We start from the raw sequence: 18143 nt of genomic DNA, 5'->3' as shown, positions 1-18143 counted from the left end.
TTATTTTAACCAGAGGTAGTAGACGAGCGGAACACAGAGTATCCATAATCCGATATGGATATCGCGGAATTTACCCAGAAATACTTTGATCACGACATAAGACAAAATACCGAATACAATTCCGTTAGCCAAGCTGAATGTAAGCCCGGCAGCAATAACGGTAAGCAGCGCCGGAAGGGATTCTTCCCATTCATCCATATTAATATTCTTAAGCGTTGCGAGCATGGACAATCCGATGACAATAAGCGCCGGCGCTGTAGCAGCACTTGGAATTAACAGAATGATCGGCGTAATGAAAAGAGCGAGCAGGAATACAATACCGGTGGTTACAGCCGTAAGGCCCGTACGCCCGCCGGCTTCAACGCCGCTGGCCGATTCGATATAGGTGGTAATGGTGGTTTGTCCCATCAGCGCACCACCCACTGTGGCTACCCCGTCAACGATAAACGGTTTTTTGATATCGGGCAGGTTGCCGTCTTTATCCAGCAGATTCGCTTTCGCGCCTACACCCAGGACTGTACCCATCGTAGAGAAGAATTCTCCCGTAAAGAAGGTGAACAATAGCGGGAAGAATGCTAGTTTAAGGGCACCCGGGATGTCCGCCTGAAACATGATGGATGAAGGGTTAGGCGGCAGAGAGAATAAATCTCCGAAAGAATGCGGAAGCTTGGTGATACCCATTGGAATACCGATGATTGAAGTAATCAGGATACCAATGAATACAGCAGCTTTCAATTTGCGGGCCATGAGCCCGATGATGATGACCAGGCCGATGACGGACAGCAGCACCGTTGGTGAATGCAGGCTGCCAAGCGTTAACGTGCCGGTTTTATTTTGAACAATGAGTTTGGCATTGGAGAAGCCGGTACCGATGATGAACAAACCGACGGCAGCCCCGATGGCATGCTTGATATTCTTCGGAATAATGTGGGATATCGTTTCGCGTAATCCCAGGAACGTAAGCAGTAAGAAAAGCACCCCTGAGATGAAAATCATTCCGAGGCCCTGCTGCCAGGTTGCTAGCCCTGCGGCTACGATACTATAGGCAAAAAACGCGTTTCCTCCCATACCTGGCGCTACCGCAAAAGGGCGTTTGGCATAAAGTCCCATGATGATGCTGAAGAGGCCGGATGCAATCAGTACGGTAACCATAACGGCACCTTGATCCATGCCCGCGGCTTTCATGAGGTCAGGTTGAACCACGATGATGTATGCCATCGTAACAAAGGTGGTAAGACCTGCGATAATCTCAGTCTTAACATTCGTATTGTACTGGCTGAGCTTAAAAAACCGATCTAACCAAGATGAATTCGTGTTGTTCATGATTGCTAGAGGACTCCTTTTCATGTTGTGTTTGCGTTCTTGCGCCATGTAACTATAACAGGACTTTTCGGAACCGTCAAAGCAAAAGGCGAACTTTGTGCAAATAAACAAACATAAATGTTCGTATTTACAGATATGACAAATATTGAGGAGGATGAGCGGATGACCCCGGATTATCCATAGAAATTTGTTGGCGGCAGTGATATGGTGTATAGAAGCGAGGATGGTTACATAGGGAATCTGGCACGCCAGAAAAAGATTGGAGCTAAGCGGATATGCAGATGACAGAAGAACTTATAGAGTGGTTGGGCAGGATTGGCTCGGACTCGGATGGCGGGGTAACCCGTCTTTTATATACGCCTTCCTGGAAGGGGGCGCAGGAAGCCTTGGCTGCTAAAATGGAATTACTTGGCCTGCAGGCTTATTTTGACGATGCAGGTAATCTGTGTGGACGGCTGCAGGGGTCAGACGACGATTGTTCGTGTATTTTAACGGGCTCCCATGTCGATACGGTGAAGCGTGGGGGTAAATACGACGGGGCTTATGGCATTGTAGCCGGAATCACGGCTTTGTCGCGTCTTCGCGAGCGTTACGGCACGCCGAAGAAAACCATTGAGGTGGTGGCCTTCTGTGAGGAGGAGGGCAGCCGGTTCCCTTATAATTATTGGGGTTCGACCTTCATGACAGGAGCTGCGTCTTACAAAGATATCGAACAGGCGCGGGATCAGCAGGGAGTTTCCTTCATGACTGCGATGGAGGCGGCCGGGTTCGGTCCGGGAACGAAGGGGAAGGGACCCAGGTCGGATGTCGATACCTTTATCGAGCTTCATGTGGAGCAGGGAGCCATTCTCGAGCAGGAGCAGAAGTCGATCGGCATTGTAGAGCAGATTGTAGGTTTGCAGCGTTATACCGTTCATGTCAAAGGGGAAGCCAATCACGCAGGTACGACGCCGATGGCTTACCGGAAGGATGCCGTCCGGGCTGCAAGCGAGATGGTGGTTGCCATCATGGATAAAACGGAGCAGCTCGGTGCACCGCTGGTTGCGACGGTCGGGCAAATGGAGCTTGTTCCCAACACGCCGAACGTTATCCCGGGACAGGTAAACTTTACGATTGATGTCCGTCATCCGGATGAAAAGGTACTGGATGAGGCGTGTCAGCGTTTGGTAGAGACAATTCGCTCCGCTGCGGCGCAGCGGAACGTGGAAATCGATATTGAGCGCTGGATGAATGTCGCACCGATTGCTATGGATCCGGCTTTGACGGATGCGATCGAGGATATTTGCCTTAAGCAGGAGCTGCCCTACCGCCGGATGCCCAGCGGAGCCGGGCATGACGCGCAGATATTTGCTTCGTACTGCAGAACGGCTATATTGTTCGTACCCAGTCGTAATGGCATCAGCCATTCACCTTTGGAATATACGGAGCCGCAGCAGCTGGAAGATGGCGTTCGTGTACTCACCGATTTGTTGCATCAGCTTGCTTATTAGCCTGAAAAAAGGCAGACCTAATGGGGAAACCCATAGGCCTGCCTTTTTTGTTGCGGTGGTTATTCGGCATGCTGCAGATTGCGTTCAACCAGCTCAAGACGCTGCTGAACACATGCATAGGAACGCAGCGGATCTTCCGGAGTATTCATCACATAATCAAGCAGCTGCTCCACGGTTGTTGTCGCAACATGAACTCTTGTATCCGAAGAGGCGTAGTAAATATAGACTTCGCCATTGTCCCGGGCAATGATCCCGTTACAGAAAACCACATTGGACACGTCGCCGACCCGTTCCTCGCCCTCCGGTGCGATGAAATGTCCGCCTGGTGCATGTGTTACCTTGTAAGGCTCTTGCAGATCAGACAGAAAAGCATACAGCACGTAACGAAGACCTGCTGCGGTGTTGCGTACGCCATGGGCGATATGCAGCCACCCCTTATCAGTCTTGATCGGAGCAGGTCCCTGTCCGTTCTTCACTTCCTTGATCGTATGATAATACCGCTCATCGATAATGATCTCATGCTCGATCACTGCCTGCTCGATCGAATCGGATAGTCCCCAGCCGATTCCGCCGCCGGAGCCTGTATCAATGAAACCATCCTGTGGACGGGTATAGAACGCGTATTTGCCATCCACAAATTCCGGATGCAGCACGACGTTACGCTGCTGCGCCGAACCGGTTTTCAAATCAGCCAGCCGCTCCCAGCTGATCAAATCCTTCGTACGGGCAATACCGCACTGAGCAACCGCGCTGGAGAGGTCGCCACGCGGGGCGTCCGGATCCTTGCGTTCGGTGCAAAAGAGCCCATAGATGAACCCATCTTCATGCTGAATGAGACGCATATCGTAGACGTTAATGTCCGGATTCTCCGTTTCGGGCATCACGACGGGGTGATCCCAGAAGCGGAATCCGTCCACGCCGTTGTCACTCTCCGCCACCGCAAAAAAGGATTTGCGGTCAACTCCTTCTACACGGGCCATCAGGTAGAACTTGCCGCCGAGCTCGATGGCGCCGGGATTGAATACACCGTTGATACCCATCCGCTCCATAAAATAGGGATTATTCTGTTCTGAAAAGTCATATTTCCAAATCAGCGGGGCATGCTCGGCGGTTAGAACCGGATACTCATAACGGTCGTAGATGCCGTTTCCATAAGGTACTTTTGGGTTGGGACGTTTAATAAGGGCCTCGTAACGTTCTGTCAGATGCTTCTTGCGCTCTTCAAAACATGTATTCATGATTCATCTTCCTCTCCGATTAGGATATTCTTCAACCAAGACGTTCAATCATTTCCATACAGGCCCGGCCATTATGATAAGGGCATTTCCAGGCACTGACCTTTGGCTGCTCCCGGTTTGGCCGGCCTTCACGGTCAGCGTTCCAGAACCATTCCCCATGTTCGGGGTCAATGATGCTCCGCTTAATGAACTGCCAGGAGCAGAGGGAGGCATCATAAAATTTACTGACGCCTGTTAACTGATAAGCATTATAAAAACCAACCATTGCTTCTGCTTGCGGCCACCAGTCCTTGCGGGTGTCGATATATCCGCTGGAATCGGCCTCGTTCACCATGCCTCCATCCGGATCAACGCCTTCTGATAGCGCATGATCTGCCATGGCCACAGCCGTTAGCTTTACGCGGTTCAGCAATTCAGCTTCACCAATCACTTCCGCAGCCTCGACCATCAGCCAGCTGCCTTCAATGTCATGTCCATAGGATATATGATTCGATTTCGCCTGCCATGCCTCTTCAAAGAACAGAAGGAAGTGAGTCTGATCCGGATGCACAATATGATCCAGAGTCACCCCGATCAGTTCGGCAAGCTGATGATGGAGTTTCCCGTCCGGCCATACGCGGTATAGATTCGTATAAGCCTCGAGCACATGCAGGTGGGTGTTCATCGATTTCTTTTCGTTCAAATCCTTATCACTCAGGCTAAAATCAGCGGTCTGCTTCCAATCGCGGGACAAGGCTTCGACATACCCTTTATGCACCGGATCATAGCTGTGCTCCTCCAGAATACGGAAGAGATGAACGGCCAGATCAAGAGCTTCCTCCTGCTGTACCGCACGGTAATATTCAGATAAAGCATAGATGGCGAAGGCCTGACCGTATACCTGCTTCTTGTCATTCGATACCGAGCCGTCTGCATGAAGCATCCAGTAGAGGCCGCCGAATTCCTGATCAACGAAATGGCGGAGAATGTATTGATAGGCGCGATCCGCCATTTGGCGGTAAGCCTCATCTCCGTACAGCCGGTAAGCGGCTGCGAATGTCCACAGAATCCGGGTGTTCAGCACCAGGCTCTTATCAGCATCCTGGATCACCTTTAAATCCGGGGTGATCTCCCCCAGAAATCCGCCATGCATCTCATCCGGGGTATGCTTCATCCAAAAGCCAAGGATATGCTCCTGAAGCTCTTGCTTCAATTCAGATTTCCACGTATCGATTTGCTCCTCTGGAAAGTTCATTATGCTTGACCCCCTTCCAGAAGCTGTGTTTTTGCATCGTAATACCCGCGAATCACTTGCGCTGCCTTTTTGGCATAAGGGCAATAATCGTCATTCACTGCTGCGGTCTCCGGTTTATAGAGAACAGCAGGCCAGTCCCACAGCATAAAACCGGATACCCAGTCCTGCCGACCGCAGCTTTGGAACATCTGGTTATAGTACTCGACCTGTTCATCTTCGCTGGGTGTGCCTGGAAGCCCCCAATTGTTCGGGATTTGGCTGGAACCCGTCCGGCTTGGACAGCCTGCCTCCATGAGGAAGAAGGGTTTGCCGTGCTTTTGCACGACAGGTTCGATTCGGCTCAGCTGTTCTTCCCATGTTCCGACAGGGTAGTAGCCGCTCGAAGAGATGATATCTACGGCATCCCACCATTTGATCTGATTTTCCTGATATTTATCGCAGTTATACGTGATTAGACCGGAATAGACCTTGCGTACCTCCTGAATGAGCTGGCGCCACTCCTGCTCCCTGCGGTCCGTCTGTACCATTTCACAACCGATGCACAGCATTTCGCAGCCGGTTTCCTCCGCGATGACAGCATAGTGAAGCATAAACCGGGTATAGGAAGCAAACCAATCGGACCATTTGGGCTCACACGGAACGTCCATATCAAAAAAGTTAATATGCGCTCGCCATGTGCCATCCGCACAGTTCACCACCGGTTTAAGACAGACATGCAGACCCAGTGATTTGGCTTCATGAATGGCCCATCTCACTTCCGCATCCGTAACGGTGGGTTCTTCCTCGAAATGAATTTCCGTAGATTGAGCCGTATCCTGGAGAGCGCCCAGCGCAATAGCCGTCCAGTTTACACCTAGCGAGTTCTTCATCTCCTTCATGGAATGTACTGCCTCTGGCGTGTTCCAGGTTCCGCGAATTCCAGTCCAGCCCCAAGTCATTCCGGCGACATATCCGGGAAGCTTCTTTGCTTGCATAGCATGCACCTCTTTCTTTGTTTGTTATTATAAAACATCAATTTGTTATCATAACTGGATACCTTTTTTATAATATGGATTCATAAATATAGCAACCCTTTAATTTAAATTACATATAAAGCGGTGTATTCCTTGTTTTTTACATCAAGATATCAACTAATTAATACCAAAAAAAATCGGTATTTGAGTATAGAAAACGCTTTATAAAATAAAGTTAGTGTTTTGTTATAAATGACAATTGAAGACTTTAAATAAAAATACAGACCATTTTTTAACTGATTTACTTGATCTATAATCAAATTTGTAAACGCTACCAATTATGAGAAGAGGGGAAAAAGATGAATAAGATACTATCGTTATCATTAATAGTTTGTTTGATGATAACAACCTTAGCGGCGTGCGGCGGAAAAGATAATAGCAGTTCAGGTTCGGGTACGGACACCGGCAGCACTGGCCAAACGGCTGAGACGAAGGATGCAGGGAAAACGGATGCCGGTAAGGATGATGGGCCAAGCGGAAAGCTTGTCTTTCTGACAAACCGTACCGATATGATCGGCAAACAGTACGATGATTACAAAAAGCGTTTTGAAGAAAAGTATCCGAATGTGGATCTGCAGTTCGAAGCGATCACGGACTACGACAAAAACGTGAAAATCCGCATTTCTTCCGGCGAGTATCCGGATGTCGTGTTTATCCCTACGATCCCCAACGCGGATCTTCCGAAATATTTTGAACCGATGGATGACATTCAGTTCTCGGGCGATCTCTACTTTAAGGATGCGAAGGTTTAGGACGGCAAGATGTACGGCATATCCTCCGGGGCTTCTACGGTAGGGATTGTATATAACAAGAAGGCTTTTGAGAAAGCGGGCATTACAGAGATGCCTAAAACTTACGACGAGTTTCTGGCGATTTGCGAAAAGCTGAAGAGTGCAGGCATCGTACATGCTCAGCCATCTTTCGTTTCGCAAGCAGAAGACCATTATCATGATCCTGTTTACGGTCGTGCCCCTCTGCTTTTACTTACTTTTGCCTATTATCCGGCGGTTGAGCTCATCCGCCTAAGCTTCACTAACTGGGATGGATTGAGTCCTGACAAGCAATGGATCGGATGGGAGAACTATAGAGAGGTCTTTTCTAATCCGGAGATTTTCGGCGTATTCAAGCATAACCTCGCCTATTTTGTAGTGGGGATCATCCAGAACATTCTGGCGATCTACTTTGCCGTCCTGCTGAACAGCAAGCTCAGGGGCAAATTGTTTTTCAGGCTTCTGCTGTTTTTGCCATACATTCTGAATGGGGTAGCCGTAGCCTATCTTTTCGGATATGTATTTGATACGACTCAAGGCTCTTTGAATAGGGTTCTTGGGGTGTTTGGCCTCCCGTCAGAGACCAGCTGGCTCGGCAGCGAATCCTTTGTGAACTATACGCTTGCATCGATAGGGCTATGGCGCTTCATGGGCTTCAACATGGTGGTTTACCTGGCTGCATTGCAGTCGATTCCAAAAGACATTTATGAAGCGGCGTCGATTGACGGTGCGAACGGCTGGCAGTCTTTTATCCGGATTACGCTTCCGAATATATATCAGATCATCGAGCTCAATTTGTTCCTGACCGTAACCGGGGCGCTTGAAGTATTCGATATTCCTTTCGTTCTGACCCATGGCGGACCTGCGGGCGCGAGCGAGACCTTTGTCATGAAAATTCTCGAGACGGCATTTCAATTTAACAACTATGGGCTGGCTTCGGCCATGAGTGTTGTCTTGTTGGTTCTTGTCGTTATCGTGTTAGGTGTCCAGCGTTATTTCTTGAACAAGGGGAGGGGTTAGGCTATGGTTACTCAAAAGAACGGCGCCCATGCTGCAATCCAGACGCTGAAGTACATCTCTTTGCTCTTAGCGGTTTTGGTTATCCTGTTTCCTCCGTACATCATTGTGGTCAACTCCTTTAAAACCAAGGAGGAATTCCTGAACAATCCGACATTGTCCCTGCCGGACAACTTCCTGAACTTCAGCAACTTTATGAATGCATTCAAACAAGCGGATATGGGTCTTGCTTTTGGCAATACTCTCATCATTATTGCGCTGACGCTTATTTTGAACATATTCCTGGGCTCTGCGTTCTGTTATGCGGTGGGGCGGTTCGATTTTCGCGGTAAAGGCTTGATTGTGGGGTTATTTCTGTTTGCGACCATTATTCCGCAGATTACCACGCAGGTTGTGAACTTCAAAACCATCCAGGGGATCGGTCTGACGAATAATCTTTTGGGACCCGTGCTGCTCTATATCGGAGCTGATATCATGCAGATCTATATTTATCTTCAATTTATCCGCAACATTCCGAATGAACTCGACGAGAGCGCGATGCTTGAAGGAGCCTCCCTCTTCCGGATCTACCGCTCGATTATATTTCCGCTGCTGGCACCAGCCACGGCGACAATCGTTATTCTGAAAACGATCGCCATTTACAATGATATGTTCACACCGTATCTGTACCTCCCAAGGCAAGAGCATGTGGTTGTTTCCACCTCGCTGATGCGTTTCTTTGGCGTGAACAGCGGTGATTGGCAAATGGTATCCTCAGCGATTATGATTATCATGATCCCGACGGCAATCTTATATCTGTTCCTGCAGCGGTATATATTTGCGGGGTGACGAGCGGCGCTGTGAAGTAGCCCTCAGATTCCCTTGACCCGTTAGGCCTATGCCTTCAGGACTTACACGCAGCATCCAGTGTATGCTACTCTCATGCGCGTAAGGGCATAACAGCGAAAGGGCGTGATAATCCATGAATATCATGATTGTGGACGATGAAGAAGTGATCCGGCTTGGATTGGAGAAGATCATATCCAGAATGGATCTCGACGTAAAAGTCATAGGATCATATGGCAACGGGATGGATGCGCTGAATCAACTGTCTAAAACCGATCCGGGTGAGGTGGACTGTCTCATCACGGATATTAAAATGCCAATGATGGACGGACTCCGTCTTATTGAGCATGTTAGAGACAAAATGGATCGGCTTGCGATCATTGTGCTAAGCGGTTTCAGCGAGTTTGAGTATGCGCGCCAAGCGCTCCGTTTCGGCGTGATGGATTATCTGTTGAAGCCGATCGATAAAATGCAGCTCTATGAGCTGCTTAAGAACTTGAAGAATAAGAATGTAGGCGGTAACGATACCCGGGCTGCAGAAGCAGTAGAGGGTTCCGGAGATCTGTCTGATCATGAGGCCGGCGAGCATTATGTTGTGGATCAGATCAAAGGTTTCCTGGATAAAGAATATGATAAAAATTTTGAACTGGAGCGTCTCGTTGAGACGACCGGCATGAGTCCGAGCTACATTAGCCGCCTGTTCAAGACCAAAACAGGTCATACGATCACGGATTATTTGATTGAGGTACGGATTGAAAAGGCCAAGCAGTTCCTGATTGATCATCCTGATTTGAAAAACTACCAGATCTCGCAGCTTGTCGGTTACAGCGATCCTGTGTATTTCAACAAGCTGTTCAAGCGGATGGTGCAAATGACCCCGAAGGATTACAAGAAACGGAATGCCAAATGAAAACAGGATATGTGCAAAAAAAAGAAGTCTCACCCGGCTCGGGCGAGACTTCTTTAGGTTTGGGAGGGGATACACTCAGCCTCCCATGTAACAGCTACCGTTTTATTTCTTCGGCTGCTGGTTCACATAGCTGTCGGACAGGTTCAGCAGCTTCAGGGCGCGATTGTATTCATCCTCGGTCGTACCTTTACCGACGGAATCTTTACCGCTCAGCGGAAACTGTGATCCGTCCTCATAGCCGCTGCCCGACATGAACATGGCGTTATCGTTCAGGAAGGAGCCGGTCGGGAGGTAATACCGCTCAGGAATCAGGTTATAGGTCTGGTTGAGCAGGTCTTGACCGAAATGGATATGATCCTTCATGGAAATACCCAGAAGATTGGCAACGGTCGGCATAATGTCTGACTGGCCGCCAATCTCATCACGGATCTGCTCGTGCTGAGCGCCGCTGCCGGCAATGATGAGCGGGATGTTGAGCATGTCGGTATACGAGTATTCATGCCCGTAGATTTCCTTCATAAGCTCCTTGTCATCATGATCCAGCGAATAAATCGGGAGCCCCATGTGATCGCCGTACAGGACGATCAGACTGTCGTCCCAGAGTCCCTTTTGCTTGAGATCATCAATCATCTGGCCTAGCGCGTAATCGGCATAGTTTTGGGCGCGGATGTAATCTCCGACAAAAGTACCTTGATACCGTTCAGGAAGATCCATCTTGTATTTACTTTCCGGTATGGTGAATGGATGATGCGCCGACATGGAAATGATCTGGGCATAAAAAGGCTTATCTTCCTGATCCATTTCCTGCAGCTTATCGGTAGACTTCGCGTACAGCACCTCATCAGAAGGCCCGAAGAACACCATGTCATCCTTGCCGAAGAAAGACTGATCATAGTAATGCTGGAAGCCAAGAGACGAGTATAGCTCCTCGCGGTTCCAGAACTGCACGTCATTGGTATGCAAAGTTGCGGTGTTGTAGCCGTTCTGTTCCATCAGCCGGGGCAGACTCGGCAGCTTCTTGTCGACGAACTTCTGAGTTGCCGCGCCATCAGGCGGGACATAAAAGGACGTATTGACCACAAACTCGGCATCCGATGTATTTCCTTGGCCTACCTGTTGGTTAAAATTTGAAAAGTACAGGTTCTCGTTGGCGAGCTTGTTCATATTCGGCGTAATTTCCTTGCCGTCAATTTTCAGGTTAATCAGGAAGTTCTGAAAGGATTCGAGCTGGATGATGATCAGGTTCTTTCCCTTTGCATTGCCATAATACTGGGGATTCTTTGGTGCTGTGATTCCCTTCAGCTTGTCGATGGATGCCTGATTGATGTTCTTCAGCGGAACGAGCTCTTCCTTCTTAAGCGAAAGAATTGTATACGCTTCGTAATTCAAAATTCCCATCTGCTGAGCTTTTTTGATTTCGTTCATGCTGGCACGATTCGGCAGGATGTTGAACAAACAGATCATCAGACAAAGAATGAATACGACGGACACGGTGCTCTTGCTGGGTTTGCGTTTGATGCCGAGTCTCCAAGCTTTAACCTTGCGGCTTTTGAGCAGCAGTACGAACAGCACGATGATGTCAGCAAATACAAGCAGGTAGTAAGGATCCATCAGCGAAAATACGCTGCTCTTCACCTCTGTCACCTGATTGACCTGAGCCAGGGCATGGTAGGTGACGATAACGCCGTAGTATTTGAAATACATAATGACCGCAAAAAAGACCGCGGTGAGAATTAAATTCACGATGGTGTAGTTCATTAATTTCCGTTTGGACGAGAACCATTCAATCAAGCAGAACAACAGCCAGATAAACGGTAGCTCTGTAATCAATACCTTCCATGGCAGCCAGTCGCCGAAGGTTACGGCCCATGCTAAATATCCTTTTAGCAGCAAAATGATCGTAAAAAGAATGAATGGCTTTTTGAAAAAATGAATAATAGATTCACGTGACACGACACAACTTCCCTCCGTTGTGGATAAACAACTTAGCGTATTAGCTTTTACATTAATAAAAACATTATGCCCCGCTAGAGTGAAGAAGTCAAAGCTTGGTAGATACCTATGTGGGTATCAAATGAGGAAAACTTTCTAAAAGCGGTTTAGGTAACAGGCAAAAAAAAGCATCCGGCTGCCGGGAGAGAGTTGATGTATCACTCATTCCGGTTATCCGAATGCTTTTTCGTTTAATTTATAAGAAGAACAAATTAGATCACGCCTTGAGCGATCATTGCGTCAGCCACTTTAACGAAGCCGGCAATGTTAGCACCGACCACCAGGTTACCTGGATAGCCGTACTGTTCGGCTGCTTTGGCGCTGTTATTGTAGATGTTAATCATGATTTGGTGCAGCTTCTCGTCAACCTCTTCGAAAGTCCAGGAGGTACGAATGCTGTTTTGGGACATTTCCAGCGCGGATACAGCTACGCCGCCTGCATTGGCTGCTTTGGCTGGTCCGAAGAGCACGCCATTTTCCAGGAATACGTCGATGGCTGCCAGTGTCGAAGGCATGTTGGCACCTTCTGCTACAGCTACAACGCCATTGGAAACGAGCAGCTTAGCAGCTTCTGCATCGATTTCGTTTTGCGTTGCACAAGGAAGTGCGATGTCACAAGGAATCGTCCAGATATTCGAGCAGCCCTCAAAGTACTGTGCGCTTGGATGCTCAATCACATAATCGCTGATCCGCTTTCTCTCCACTTCTTTAAGCCGCTTCACGGTTTCGAAGTCGATGCCCTCCGGATCATATACATATCCGGCGGAGTCGCTGCATGCGACAACTTTGGCGCCGAATTGGTTGGCCTTTTCGATCGCATAAATCGCCACGTTACCGGAGCCGGATATAACGACCGTTTTGCCGGAAAGGCTGTCGCCTTTATCCTTCAGCATTTCGTTCACGAAGTAAACTGTACCGTATCCGGTGGCTTCAGGACGTGCAAGGCTGCCGCCGTATCCAATGCCTTTACCGGTCAAAACGCCGGCCTCGTTGCCGCTGCGGATGCGTTTGTATTGTCCGAACATGAATCCGATCTCACGGGCGCCTACACCGATGTCGCCGGCCGGAACGTCCGTGTCTGGTCCGATATATCTGTATAGTTCAGTCATGAAGCTTTGCGTAAAGCGCATAACTTCGGCGTCCGATTTTCCTTTTGGATCAAAGTCGGAGCCGCCTTTGCCGCCGCCGATCGGCTGGCCTGTCAGGGAGTTTTTCAAAATCTGTTCGAAACCGAGAAATTTAATGATGCTGGAATTTACAGAGGGATGAAAGCGAAGACCGCCCTTGTATGGGCCAATAGCACTGTTGAATTGAACGCGGAAGCCGCGGTTGACACGCACGATTCCTTGATCGTCTACCCAAGGTACCCGGAAGGTAATCATTCTTTCAGGCTCAACCAGTCTTTCCACGATGCCGTTTTCCAAGTACTTCGGTTCCTTGGCAAGCACGGGGACCAGCGAGTCGAGGATTTCCTTTACGGCCTGATGAAATTCACTTTCATTCGGGTTCCGTTTACATACCGTTTCGAAGACTTCATTGACATAGTTCTTGGCTTTCTTTTCAGCGGGCAACTCTACATGCAAAAATGTCATTGGCTTCTCTCCTTATTCCCTAGATTCAAGATTACAGAATGCTGAAGCATTTAGTTTTCTAAAGGCTCACGCATTCTGTAAGCATGAATCTGTATTTAAACAAGAATTATACACGAGAAGTCTGGAATTCTTCAACCCTTTAATACTTTAAATAGGCATTGAATTTAAATTTTTTTTTATTTTCTGAAACATTTCAGACAATTTTATGGAATATTTACCCTAACCGTATGGGTGGAAGTGGGCTCTCTTTTAAGGTTATGGTATGATGATAAAAAATAAAAGGGGAACGGGTGATCTTATTGTCCGGCAAAGACCTGGAAGCGAATATCGTCCATATTTCAGTAAGGCCGCTCGTGGAATATGTATTCAGAAGCGGAAGCATAGATTCCGGATTCCGGACTGCCGGCGCCATGCATGAGGGTACGAGGATTCACCAGCAGGTGCAGCGGACATATCAGGAAGGGGATCAAAAAGAGGTTTATCTCAAAGCAGAAATCCCCTTCGATGGTGTTATTTTCCGGATTGAAGGAAGATGCGATGGACTCATTCAAACGGAAGAGGGCTGGATGATCGATGAAATTAAATCGACTTCGGCCGGACTGGATATGCTGGAGGGCGGACGAACCGTACATTGGGCGCAGGCGCAGGTCTATGCCTATATCGTGGCTAAGGAACAGGAACTTGACCGGATCGGTGTACAACTGACTTACGTAGATACAGGAACAGGTGAAGAAAAACGCTTCAATCGAGAATTTTCGTTAGCGGAGCTTGAGGATTTCGTAAAAAGTGTAGTGGGACAATACGCTCCATATGCCGCGCTTCGGCTGGAAAATGCGCGAATCAGAGATGAAAGCATTCGAACGCTTCCCTTTCCCTTCGAAACGTACCGGGAAGGCCAGCGGAAACTGGCTGGGGCTGTATATGGCGCCATCAAGGAGAAGAAAAAACTGTTTGCCAAGGCACCTACAGGGATCGGTAAGACGATCTCCACCCTGTTTCCTGCGGTAAAGGCTATCGGTGAAGGCCATCTTCAGCAGATTTTCTATCTGACGGCCAAGACGATTACCCGTACTGCTGCAGAGCAGGCACTGGCGCTGATGGAGGGCAGAGGGCTGCATCTGCAGGCGCTTACGATTACGGCGAAGGATAAAGTATGCTTCCAGGAGGAGACCCACTGCAGCAAAGAGGCCTGCCCTTATGCCGATGGATACTATGACCGGATTAACGGGGCGGTTCTTGATATTCTCTCCCATGAAACGATGATGACGCGGCAGGTACTGGAGCAGTACGCCCGCAAGCACAGGGTATGCCCTTTTGAGTTTTCACTGGATACGGCGTATGCCGTAGATGCGGTCATCTGCGATTATAACTATATATTTGATCCGCGCGTATCGCTTAAACGGCTGATCGAGGAGCAGAAGAAGCGAACGGTGCTGTTAGTAGATGAGGCGCATAATCTGGTGGACAGGGGCCGGGAGATGTTCTCTGCAGCCATCGGCAAGGCTGACTTCCTGCAGCTGAAACGGGATTATAAGTCCGTGAACCCGTCCATTTCCAAGGCGGCGGATGCCGTGAACAAGTACTTTATTGAGCTCAAAAAAGCCTGCGGCGACACCCGTCAGCAGCTGTCCAAGGAAGCGCCGGATGAGCTTGTAAGCCTGCTGGATCTTTTCGCGGGCGAAGCTGAGCGGGTGCTGGCCGCCGGAGGCGAGAACCGGGAGCTGCTGCTGGATACGTATTTTGCCGCCCAGAACTTCATCCGTACGGCGAAGCTGTATGACAGCCGCTATATTACCTACGCAGAGGTCCAGCGCAGCGATGTCACCCTTCGGATGTTCTGTCTTGATCCGTCCTACTTACTCTCGCAGGCGGATAAGGGATTCCGTTCGGCGGTGTTTTTCTCTGCGACGCTGTCGCCTCTGTCCTATTACAGGGACATGCTGGGCGCAGATTCGGAGGATTACAGCATCTCTGTTGCCTCTCCGTTCCATCGTGAACAGCTGGATGTCCGGATTCATCCTCTTTCCACCAGATACCGCGACCGGGAACGGACGCGGGAGCAGCTCGCCGATCTGCTGTATGAGCTCATTGCGGAGCGGACCGGAAATTATATGGTCTTTTTTCCCTCGTATCAGTACTTGCAAAGCGTGTATGAGGATTTTGCAGCGAGGTATTCCGGGGTACAGACGATTGTGCAGGGCTCCGGCATGGCTGAGGAAGAACGCGAGAGATTTTTGGATGCTTTTCAGGCAGATAACCGCGAGACGTTAGTGGGCTTCGCTGTACTTGGCGGCATTTTCTCGGAAGGCATCGATTTACAGGGAGACCGCCTGATCGGTGTCGCTGTTGTCGGCGTTGGACTTCCCCAGCTGGGGCTGGAGCGGAATCTGATTCGGGATTATTTTAACGGCGAGGGTAAAAACGGGTACGATTACGCATATGTGCTGCCCGGGATGAACAAGGTGCTTCAGGCGGGAGGCAGGCTGATCCGCTCGGAGCAGGATGAAGGGGTGCTGCTGTTGATCGATGACCGCTTCATGCAGCCGCATTACCGGGAGCTGCTACCGGAGGAATGGAAGGGCTGAAAGGCATCTAAGCTGCTCCTTAGAACGGTTGAAAAGAGAGATAGCCTGCGCTCCGGGTGTCATGTATAGTGGAGTGTAAATATGCGTAAAAGGTGGGGTATTCATGACGCTTCAGATCGGAATCATCGGAACGGGCTGGTTCAGCCAGGTACATGCCGACATTCTTGCGGGAACCGAAGGCGTGAAGGTGCAGGCTTTTCTTGGAACAAGCAGGGAAAAGGCGGAACAAAAGGCTCGCGCCTATGGGGCAGCCAGCTATGGCGATTTGCATGAAATGCTGGATGCAGAACGACTGGATGCGGTTTATATCTGTGTGCCGCCGATGTCGCATGGAGCCATAGAGGAAGAGCTAATACGCCGCGGTATTCCATTTTTGGTGGAAAAACCGCTGGGGCTGGATACGGAACTTCCACATGCCTTAATGGGTCAGATTGCTGAAGCGAAGCTGCTTACCTCGGTTGGTTATCATTTCCGTTATCAATCCAACATGGACAAGCTGAAGGAGCTGCTGAAACAGCAGAAAACAGGCATGATGCTCGGGCGCTGGATGGACAGCATGCCGGGTGTATCCTGGTGGAGGCGGCAAAATGGATCAGGCGGGCAGTTTATCGAGCAAACAACCCATTTGGTGGACTTGCTGCGTTATTTGGCCGGCGAGGTGGAAGAAGTGTATGCGCTTTACGGAAATCGCATCAAGCATGAGCAGGTGGATGGCGTGGAGGTTGCGGATGTGGGCACCGTCACGCTTAAGCTGGCTAATGGCCTGGCAGCCAACATCTCCAATACCTGCGTTCTGCCGGAAGGAGCAGGCCTCAGCCAGACCGGGCTGACCTTCTATACGGATCAAGGCGTATTGGACTGGAGCCCGCAGCGGCTTCGTGCAGTACGGCCAGGCGAGCAGACGGAATATCTGGAGCAGTCGAATCCCTATGTAAAAGAAACGGAAGCCTTCATCCATGCGCTGCGCACAGGTGATAGCTCCCGTATTCGGTCCAATTATGCGGATGCCTGCAGGACGCAGGCTGTAACCTGCGCCGCACTGGAGTCGGCAGCTTCCGGCAAGCCGGTCCGCATCAGTTATTAATAGAAGGGAAAAGCCTTTAGCGCATCAGCACAGACATCATGAGCGGCGCAGCTCCAAGTGTGAACAGGGCGGCCAGGATCATCGAGATACTGGAAATGGTCCCGGACAATGAGCTGAGCTCAAATGCCTTTGAGGTACCTGTGCCGTGCGAACTGGTACCGAACAGAATGCCGCGCGCGATATCGTTGTCGATTTTGAAAATGCGGAGCACCATCGGTCCGATCATGGAGCCCAGCAGTCCCGTAATAATGACAAAGACAGCCGTTATGTTGGGCACACCTCCGATGACCTGCGATACATTCATGGCGATCGGGGTGGTGATGGAGCGCGGAATCAGGCTGGTCACGAGCGAAGAGCTCAAGTGCAGCCATTTGGCCAGAAATGCAGATGAGATCATCGCAATACATGAACCGGTGAGCACGCTGACGATAATTTCGACGGCGTGCTTTTTGAGTACCTTGAAGTTTTTATACAAAGGGATGGCAAAAGCGATCGTAGCCGGCTGGAGCAGACTGCTCAGCCATTTGCCGCCTGAATTATAAGATTCATAAGGAATCTCGGCCCAGATCAAAATAAAGATAACGATGATGGGGGTAATCAGGAGCGGCGACAGGTAAACCTTGGGCCGCTTGGCATATACGCGTTTGCATACGGCGTAAATGCCGAGTGTAACCAGCAGACAGATCAGGCCGATCATTGGGAAGTCCTCCGTTCCTTTTGTTTGGCAATCCGGGATGCGAGCAGGCCGGAACTGGCCATAACGATAAATGTGCTGAAAATGACCACGATCAAGATGCGTACACCGTCACTTTCCAGCATGGGGATATATTTCATGACACCGACAGCCGCCGGGATGAAGAAGAGCAGCAGCTCTGCAAGCAGCCAATTCGCTCCGAGTTCGATCCATTCCAGGCGGAGAATGCCGGTCTCCAGTAAGATAAATACCACGATAATCCCGAGAATGCTGCCGGGTATCGGCAAATGCAAAAGTTCGGCCAGCTTGTTCATCAGCAGCGAAAAACCCATCAGTGCCGCTACCTGCACCGTACCTTTTACAATATTGTTCAAAG

15 protein-coding genes are annotated in these 18143 nt (G+C 49.6%); 7 read left to right on the top strand and 8 right to left on the bottom strand.

The features are described 5' to 3' along the window. Window positions 1–1323 carry an NCS2 family permease gene (locus E6W40_RS19295; RefSeq protein ID WP_136607259.1) on the bottom strand — a complete coding sequence of 441 codons (1323 nt, stop codon included), beginning with the start codon at window positions 1321–1323 and terminating at the stop codon, window positions 1–3. Between the two features lie 275 nt (window positions 1324–1598). Here E6W40_RS19295 and allC point away from each other — a divergent pair, with 275 nt between their 5' ends. Continuing rightward, entirely contained in the window at window positions 1599–2813 is a 1215-nt protein-coding gene (gene allC / locus E6W40_RS19290) for an allantoate deiminase (protein WP_136607258.1), read from the top strand. 59 nt (window positions 2814–2872) lie between these two features. On the opposite strand, the gene E6W40_RS19285 is transcribed toward allC, so the two are convergent. From E6W40_RS19285 to E6W40_RS19275, 3 genes are read right to left on the bottom strand one after another with little or no spacing between them, the layout of a single operon-like run. Continuing rightward, on the bottom strand, window positions 2873–4051 hold the full coding sequence (locus tag E6W40_RS19285) for a glycoside hydrolase family 130 protein (protein WP_136607257.1): 1179 nt from the start codon (window positions 4049–4051) through the stop codon (window positions 2873–2875). Between the two features lie 31 nt (window positions 4052–4082). Further along, entirely contained in the window at window positions 4083–5285 is a 1203-nt protein-coding gene (locus tag E6W40_RS19280) for an AGE family epimerase/isomerase (protein ID WP_136607256.1), read from the bottom strand. Further along, entirely contained in the window at window positions 5285–6259 is a 975-nt protein-coding gene (locus tag E6W40_RS19275) for a glycoside hydrolase family 113 (RefSeq protein WP_136607255.1), read from the bottom strand. Before E6W40_RS19275 ends, E6W40_RS19280 begins: the two co-directional genes overlap by 1 nt. 338 nt (window positions 6260–6597) lie before the next feature. Here E6W40_RS19275 and E6W40_RS30385 point away from each other — a divergent pair, with 338 nt between their 5' ends. The 4 genes from E6W40_RS30385 (at window position 6598) to E6W40_RS19255 (ending at window position 9820) form a co-directional block, all read left to right on the top strand. Next, window positions 6598–7050 (top strand): hypothetical protein, encoded by a 453-nt coding sequence (locus E6W40_RS30385; RefSeq protein ID WP_342774715.1) that lies wholly within the window; start codon window positions 6598–6600, stop codon window positions 7048–7050. 9 nt (window positions 7051–7059) lie between these two features. Beyond that, the gene (locus E6W40_RS30380) at window positions 7060–8088 is read left to right on the top strand and encodes a carbohydrate ABC transporter permease (protein ID WP_342774714.1); all 1029 of its coding nucleotides are present in this window, start codon (window positions 7060–7062) and stop codon (window positions 8086–8088) included. Between the two features lie 3 nt (window positions 8089–8091). After that, window positions 8092–8913, top strand: coding sequence for an ABC transporter permease subunit (locus E6W40_RS19260; RefSeq protein ID WP_136607254.1), 822 nt, complete (start codon window positions 8092–8094; stop codon window positions 8911–8913). Window positions 8914–9046: 133 nt separating this feature from the next. Further along, window positions 9047–9820, top strand: a complete 774-nt coding sequence (locus E6W40_RS19255; RefSeq protein WP_136607253.1) for a response regulator transcription factor — start codon at window positions 9047–9049, stop codon at window positions 9818–9820. A 102-nt stretch (window positions 9821–9922) separates the two neighbouring features. Here the strand turns inward: E6W40_RS19255 and E6W40_RS19250 are convergent, their stop codons facing one another. Both E6W40_RS19250 and gdhA read right to left on the bottom strand, forming a co-directional pair. Continuing rightward, window positions 9923–11773, bottom strand: coding sequence for an LTA synthase family protein (locus E6W40_RS19250; RefSeq protein ID WP_136607252.1), 1851 nt, complete (start codon window positions 11771–11773; stop codon window positions 9923–9925). A gap of 251 nt (window positions 11774–12024) precedes the next feature. Continuing rightward, window positions 12025–13404 carry an NADP-specific glutamate dehydrogenase gene (gene gdhA / locus E6W40_RS19245; RefSeq protein ID WP_136607251.1) on the bottom strand — a complete coding sequence of 460 codons (1380 nt, stop codon included), beginning with the start codon at window positions 13402–13404 and terminating at the stop codon, window positions 12025–12027. Window positions 13405–13694: 290 nt separating this feature from the next. Between gdhA and E6W40_RS19240 the strand changes: the two genes are divergently transcribed. Together E6W40_RS19240 and E6W40_RS19235 are read left to right on the top strand one after the other, a co-directional pair. Then, on the top strand, window positions 13695–15989 hold the full coding sequence (locus tag E6W40_RS19240) for an ATP-dependent DNA helicase (RefSeq protein WP_246073107.1): 2295 nt from the start codon (window positions 13695–13697) through the stop codon (window positions 15987–15989). A gap of 103 nt (window positions 15990–16092) precedes the next feature. Beyond that, on the top strand, window positions 16093–17073 hold the full coding sequence (locus E6W40_RS19235) for a Gfo/Idh/MocA family protein (protein WP_136607250.1): 981 nt from the start codon (window positions 16093–16095) through the stop codon (window positions 17071–17073). Window positions 17074–17089: 16 nt separating this feature from the next. Here E6W40_RS19235 and E6W40_RS19230 read toward each other — a convergent pair whose 3' ends face one another. Further along, window positions 17090–17770, bottom strand: a complete 681-nt coding sequence (locus tag E6W40_RS19230; protein ID WP_136607249.1) for a CidB/LrgB family autolysis modulator — start codon at window positions 17768–17770, stop codon at window positions 17090–17092. Next, the gene (locus E6W40_RS19225; RefSeq protein ID WP_136607248.1) at window positions 17767–18141 is read right to left on the bottom strand and encodes a CidA/LrgA family holin-like protein; all 375 of its coding nucleotides are present in this window, start codon (window positions 18139–18141) and stop codon (window positions 17767–17769) included. The genes E6W40_RS19230 and E6W40_RS19225 overlap by 4 nt, the downstream gene beginning before the upstream one ends. Between the last annotated feature and the right edge of the window lie 2 nt (window positions 18142–18143).

The sequence above is a fragment of the Paenibacillus dokdonensis genome, assembly GCF_004916975.1.
Classification (GTDB): Bacteria; Bacillota; Bacilli; order Paenibacillales; family Paenibacillaceae; genus Paenibacillus_AQ; species Paenibacillus_AQ dokdonensis.
This window is presented reverse-complemented; position numbering and strand designations above follow the sequence as displayed.

Excerpts from the sequence above, each read along its gene's own strand:
- E6W40_RS19295 (WP_136607259.1), bottom strand. The coding sequence starts at position 1,323 with ATGAACAACACGAATTCATCTTGGTTAGATCGGTTTTTTAAGCTCAGC.
- allC (WP_136607258.1), top strand. The coding sequence starts at position 1,599 with ATGCAGATGACAGAAGAACTTATAGAGTGGTTGGGCAGGATTGGCTCG.
- E6W40_RS19285 (WP_136607257.1), bottom strand. The coding sequence starts at position 4,051 with ATGAATACATGTTTTGAAGAGCGCAAGAAGCATCTGACAGAACGTTAC.
- E6W40_RS19280 (WP_136607256.1), bottom strand. The coding sequence starts at position 5,285 with ATGAACTTTCCAGAGGAGCAAATCGATACGTGGAAATCTGAATTGAAG.
- E6W40_RS19275 (WP_136607255.1), bottom strand. The coding sequence starts at position 6,259 with ATGCAAGCAAAGAAGCTTCCCGGATATGTCGCCGGAATGACTTGGGGC.
- E6W40_RS30385 (WP_342774715.1), top strand. The coding sequence starts at position 6,598 with ATGAATAAGATACTATCGTTATCATTAATAGTTTGTTTGATGATAACA.
- E6W40_RS30380 (WP_342774714.1), top strand. The coding sequence starts at position 7,060 with ATGTACGGCATATCCTCCGGGGCTTCTACGGTAGGGATTGTATATAAC.
- E6W40_RS19260 (WP_136607254.1), top strand. The coding sequence starts at position 8,092 with ATGGTTACTCAAAAGAACGGCGCCCATGCTGCAATCCAGACGCTGAAG.
- E6W40_RS19255 (WP_136607253.1), top strand. The coding sequence starts at position 9,047 with ATGAATATCATGATTGTGGACGATGAAGAAGTGATCCGGCTTGGATTG.
- gdhA (WP_136607251.1), bottom strand. The coding sequence starts at position 13,404 with ATGACATTTTTGCATGTAGAGTTGCCCGCTGAAAAGAAAGCCAAGAAC.
- E6W40_RS19235 (WP_136607250.1), top strand. The coding sequence starts at position 16,093 with ATGACGCTTCAGATCGGAATCATCGGAACGGGCTGGTTCAGCCAGGTA.
- E6W40_RS19230 (WP_136607249.1), bottom strand. The coding sequence starts at position 17,770 with ATGATCGGCCTGATCTGTCTGCTGGTTACACTCGGCATTTACGCCGTA.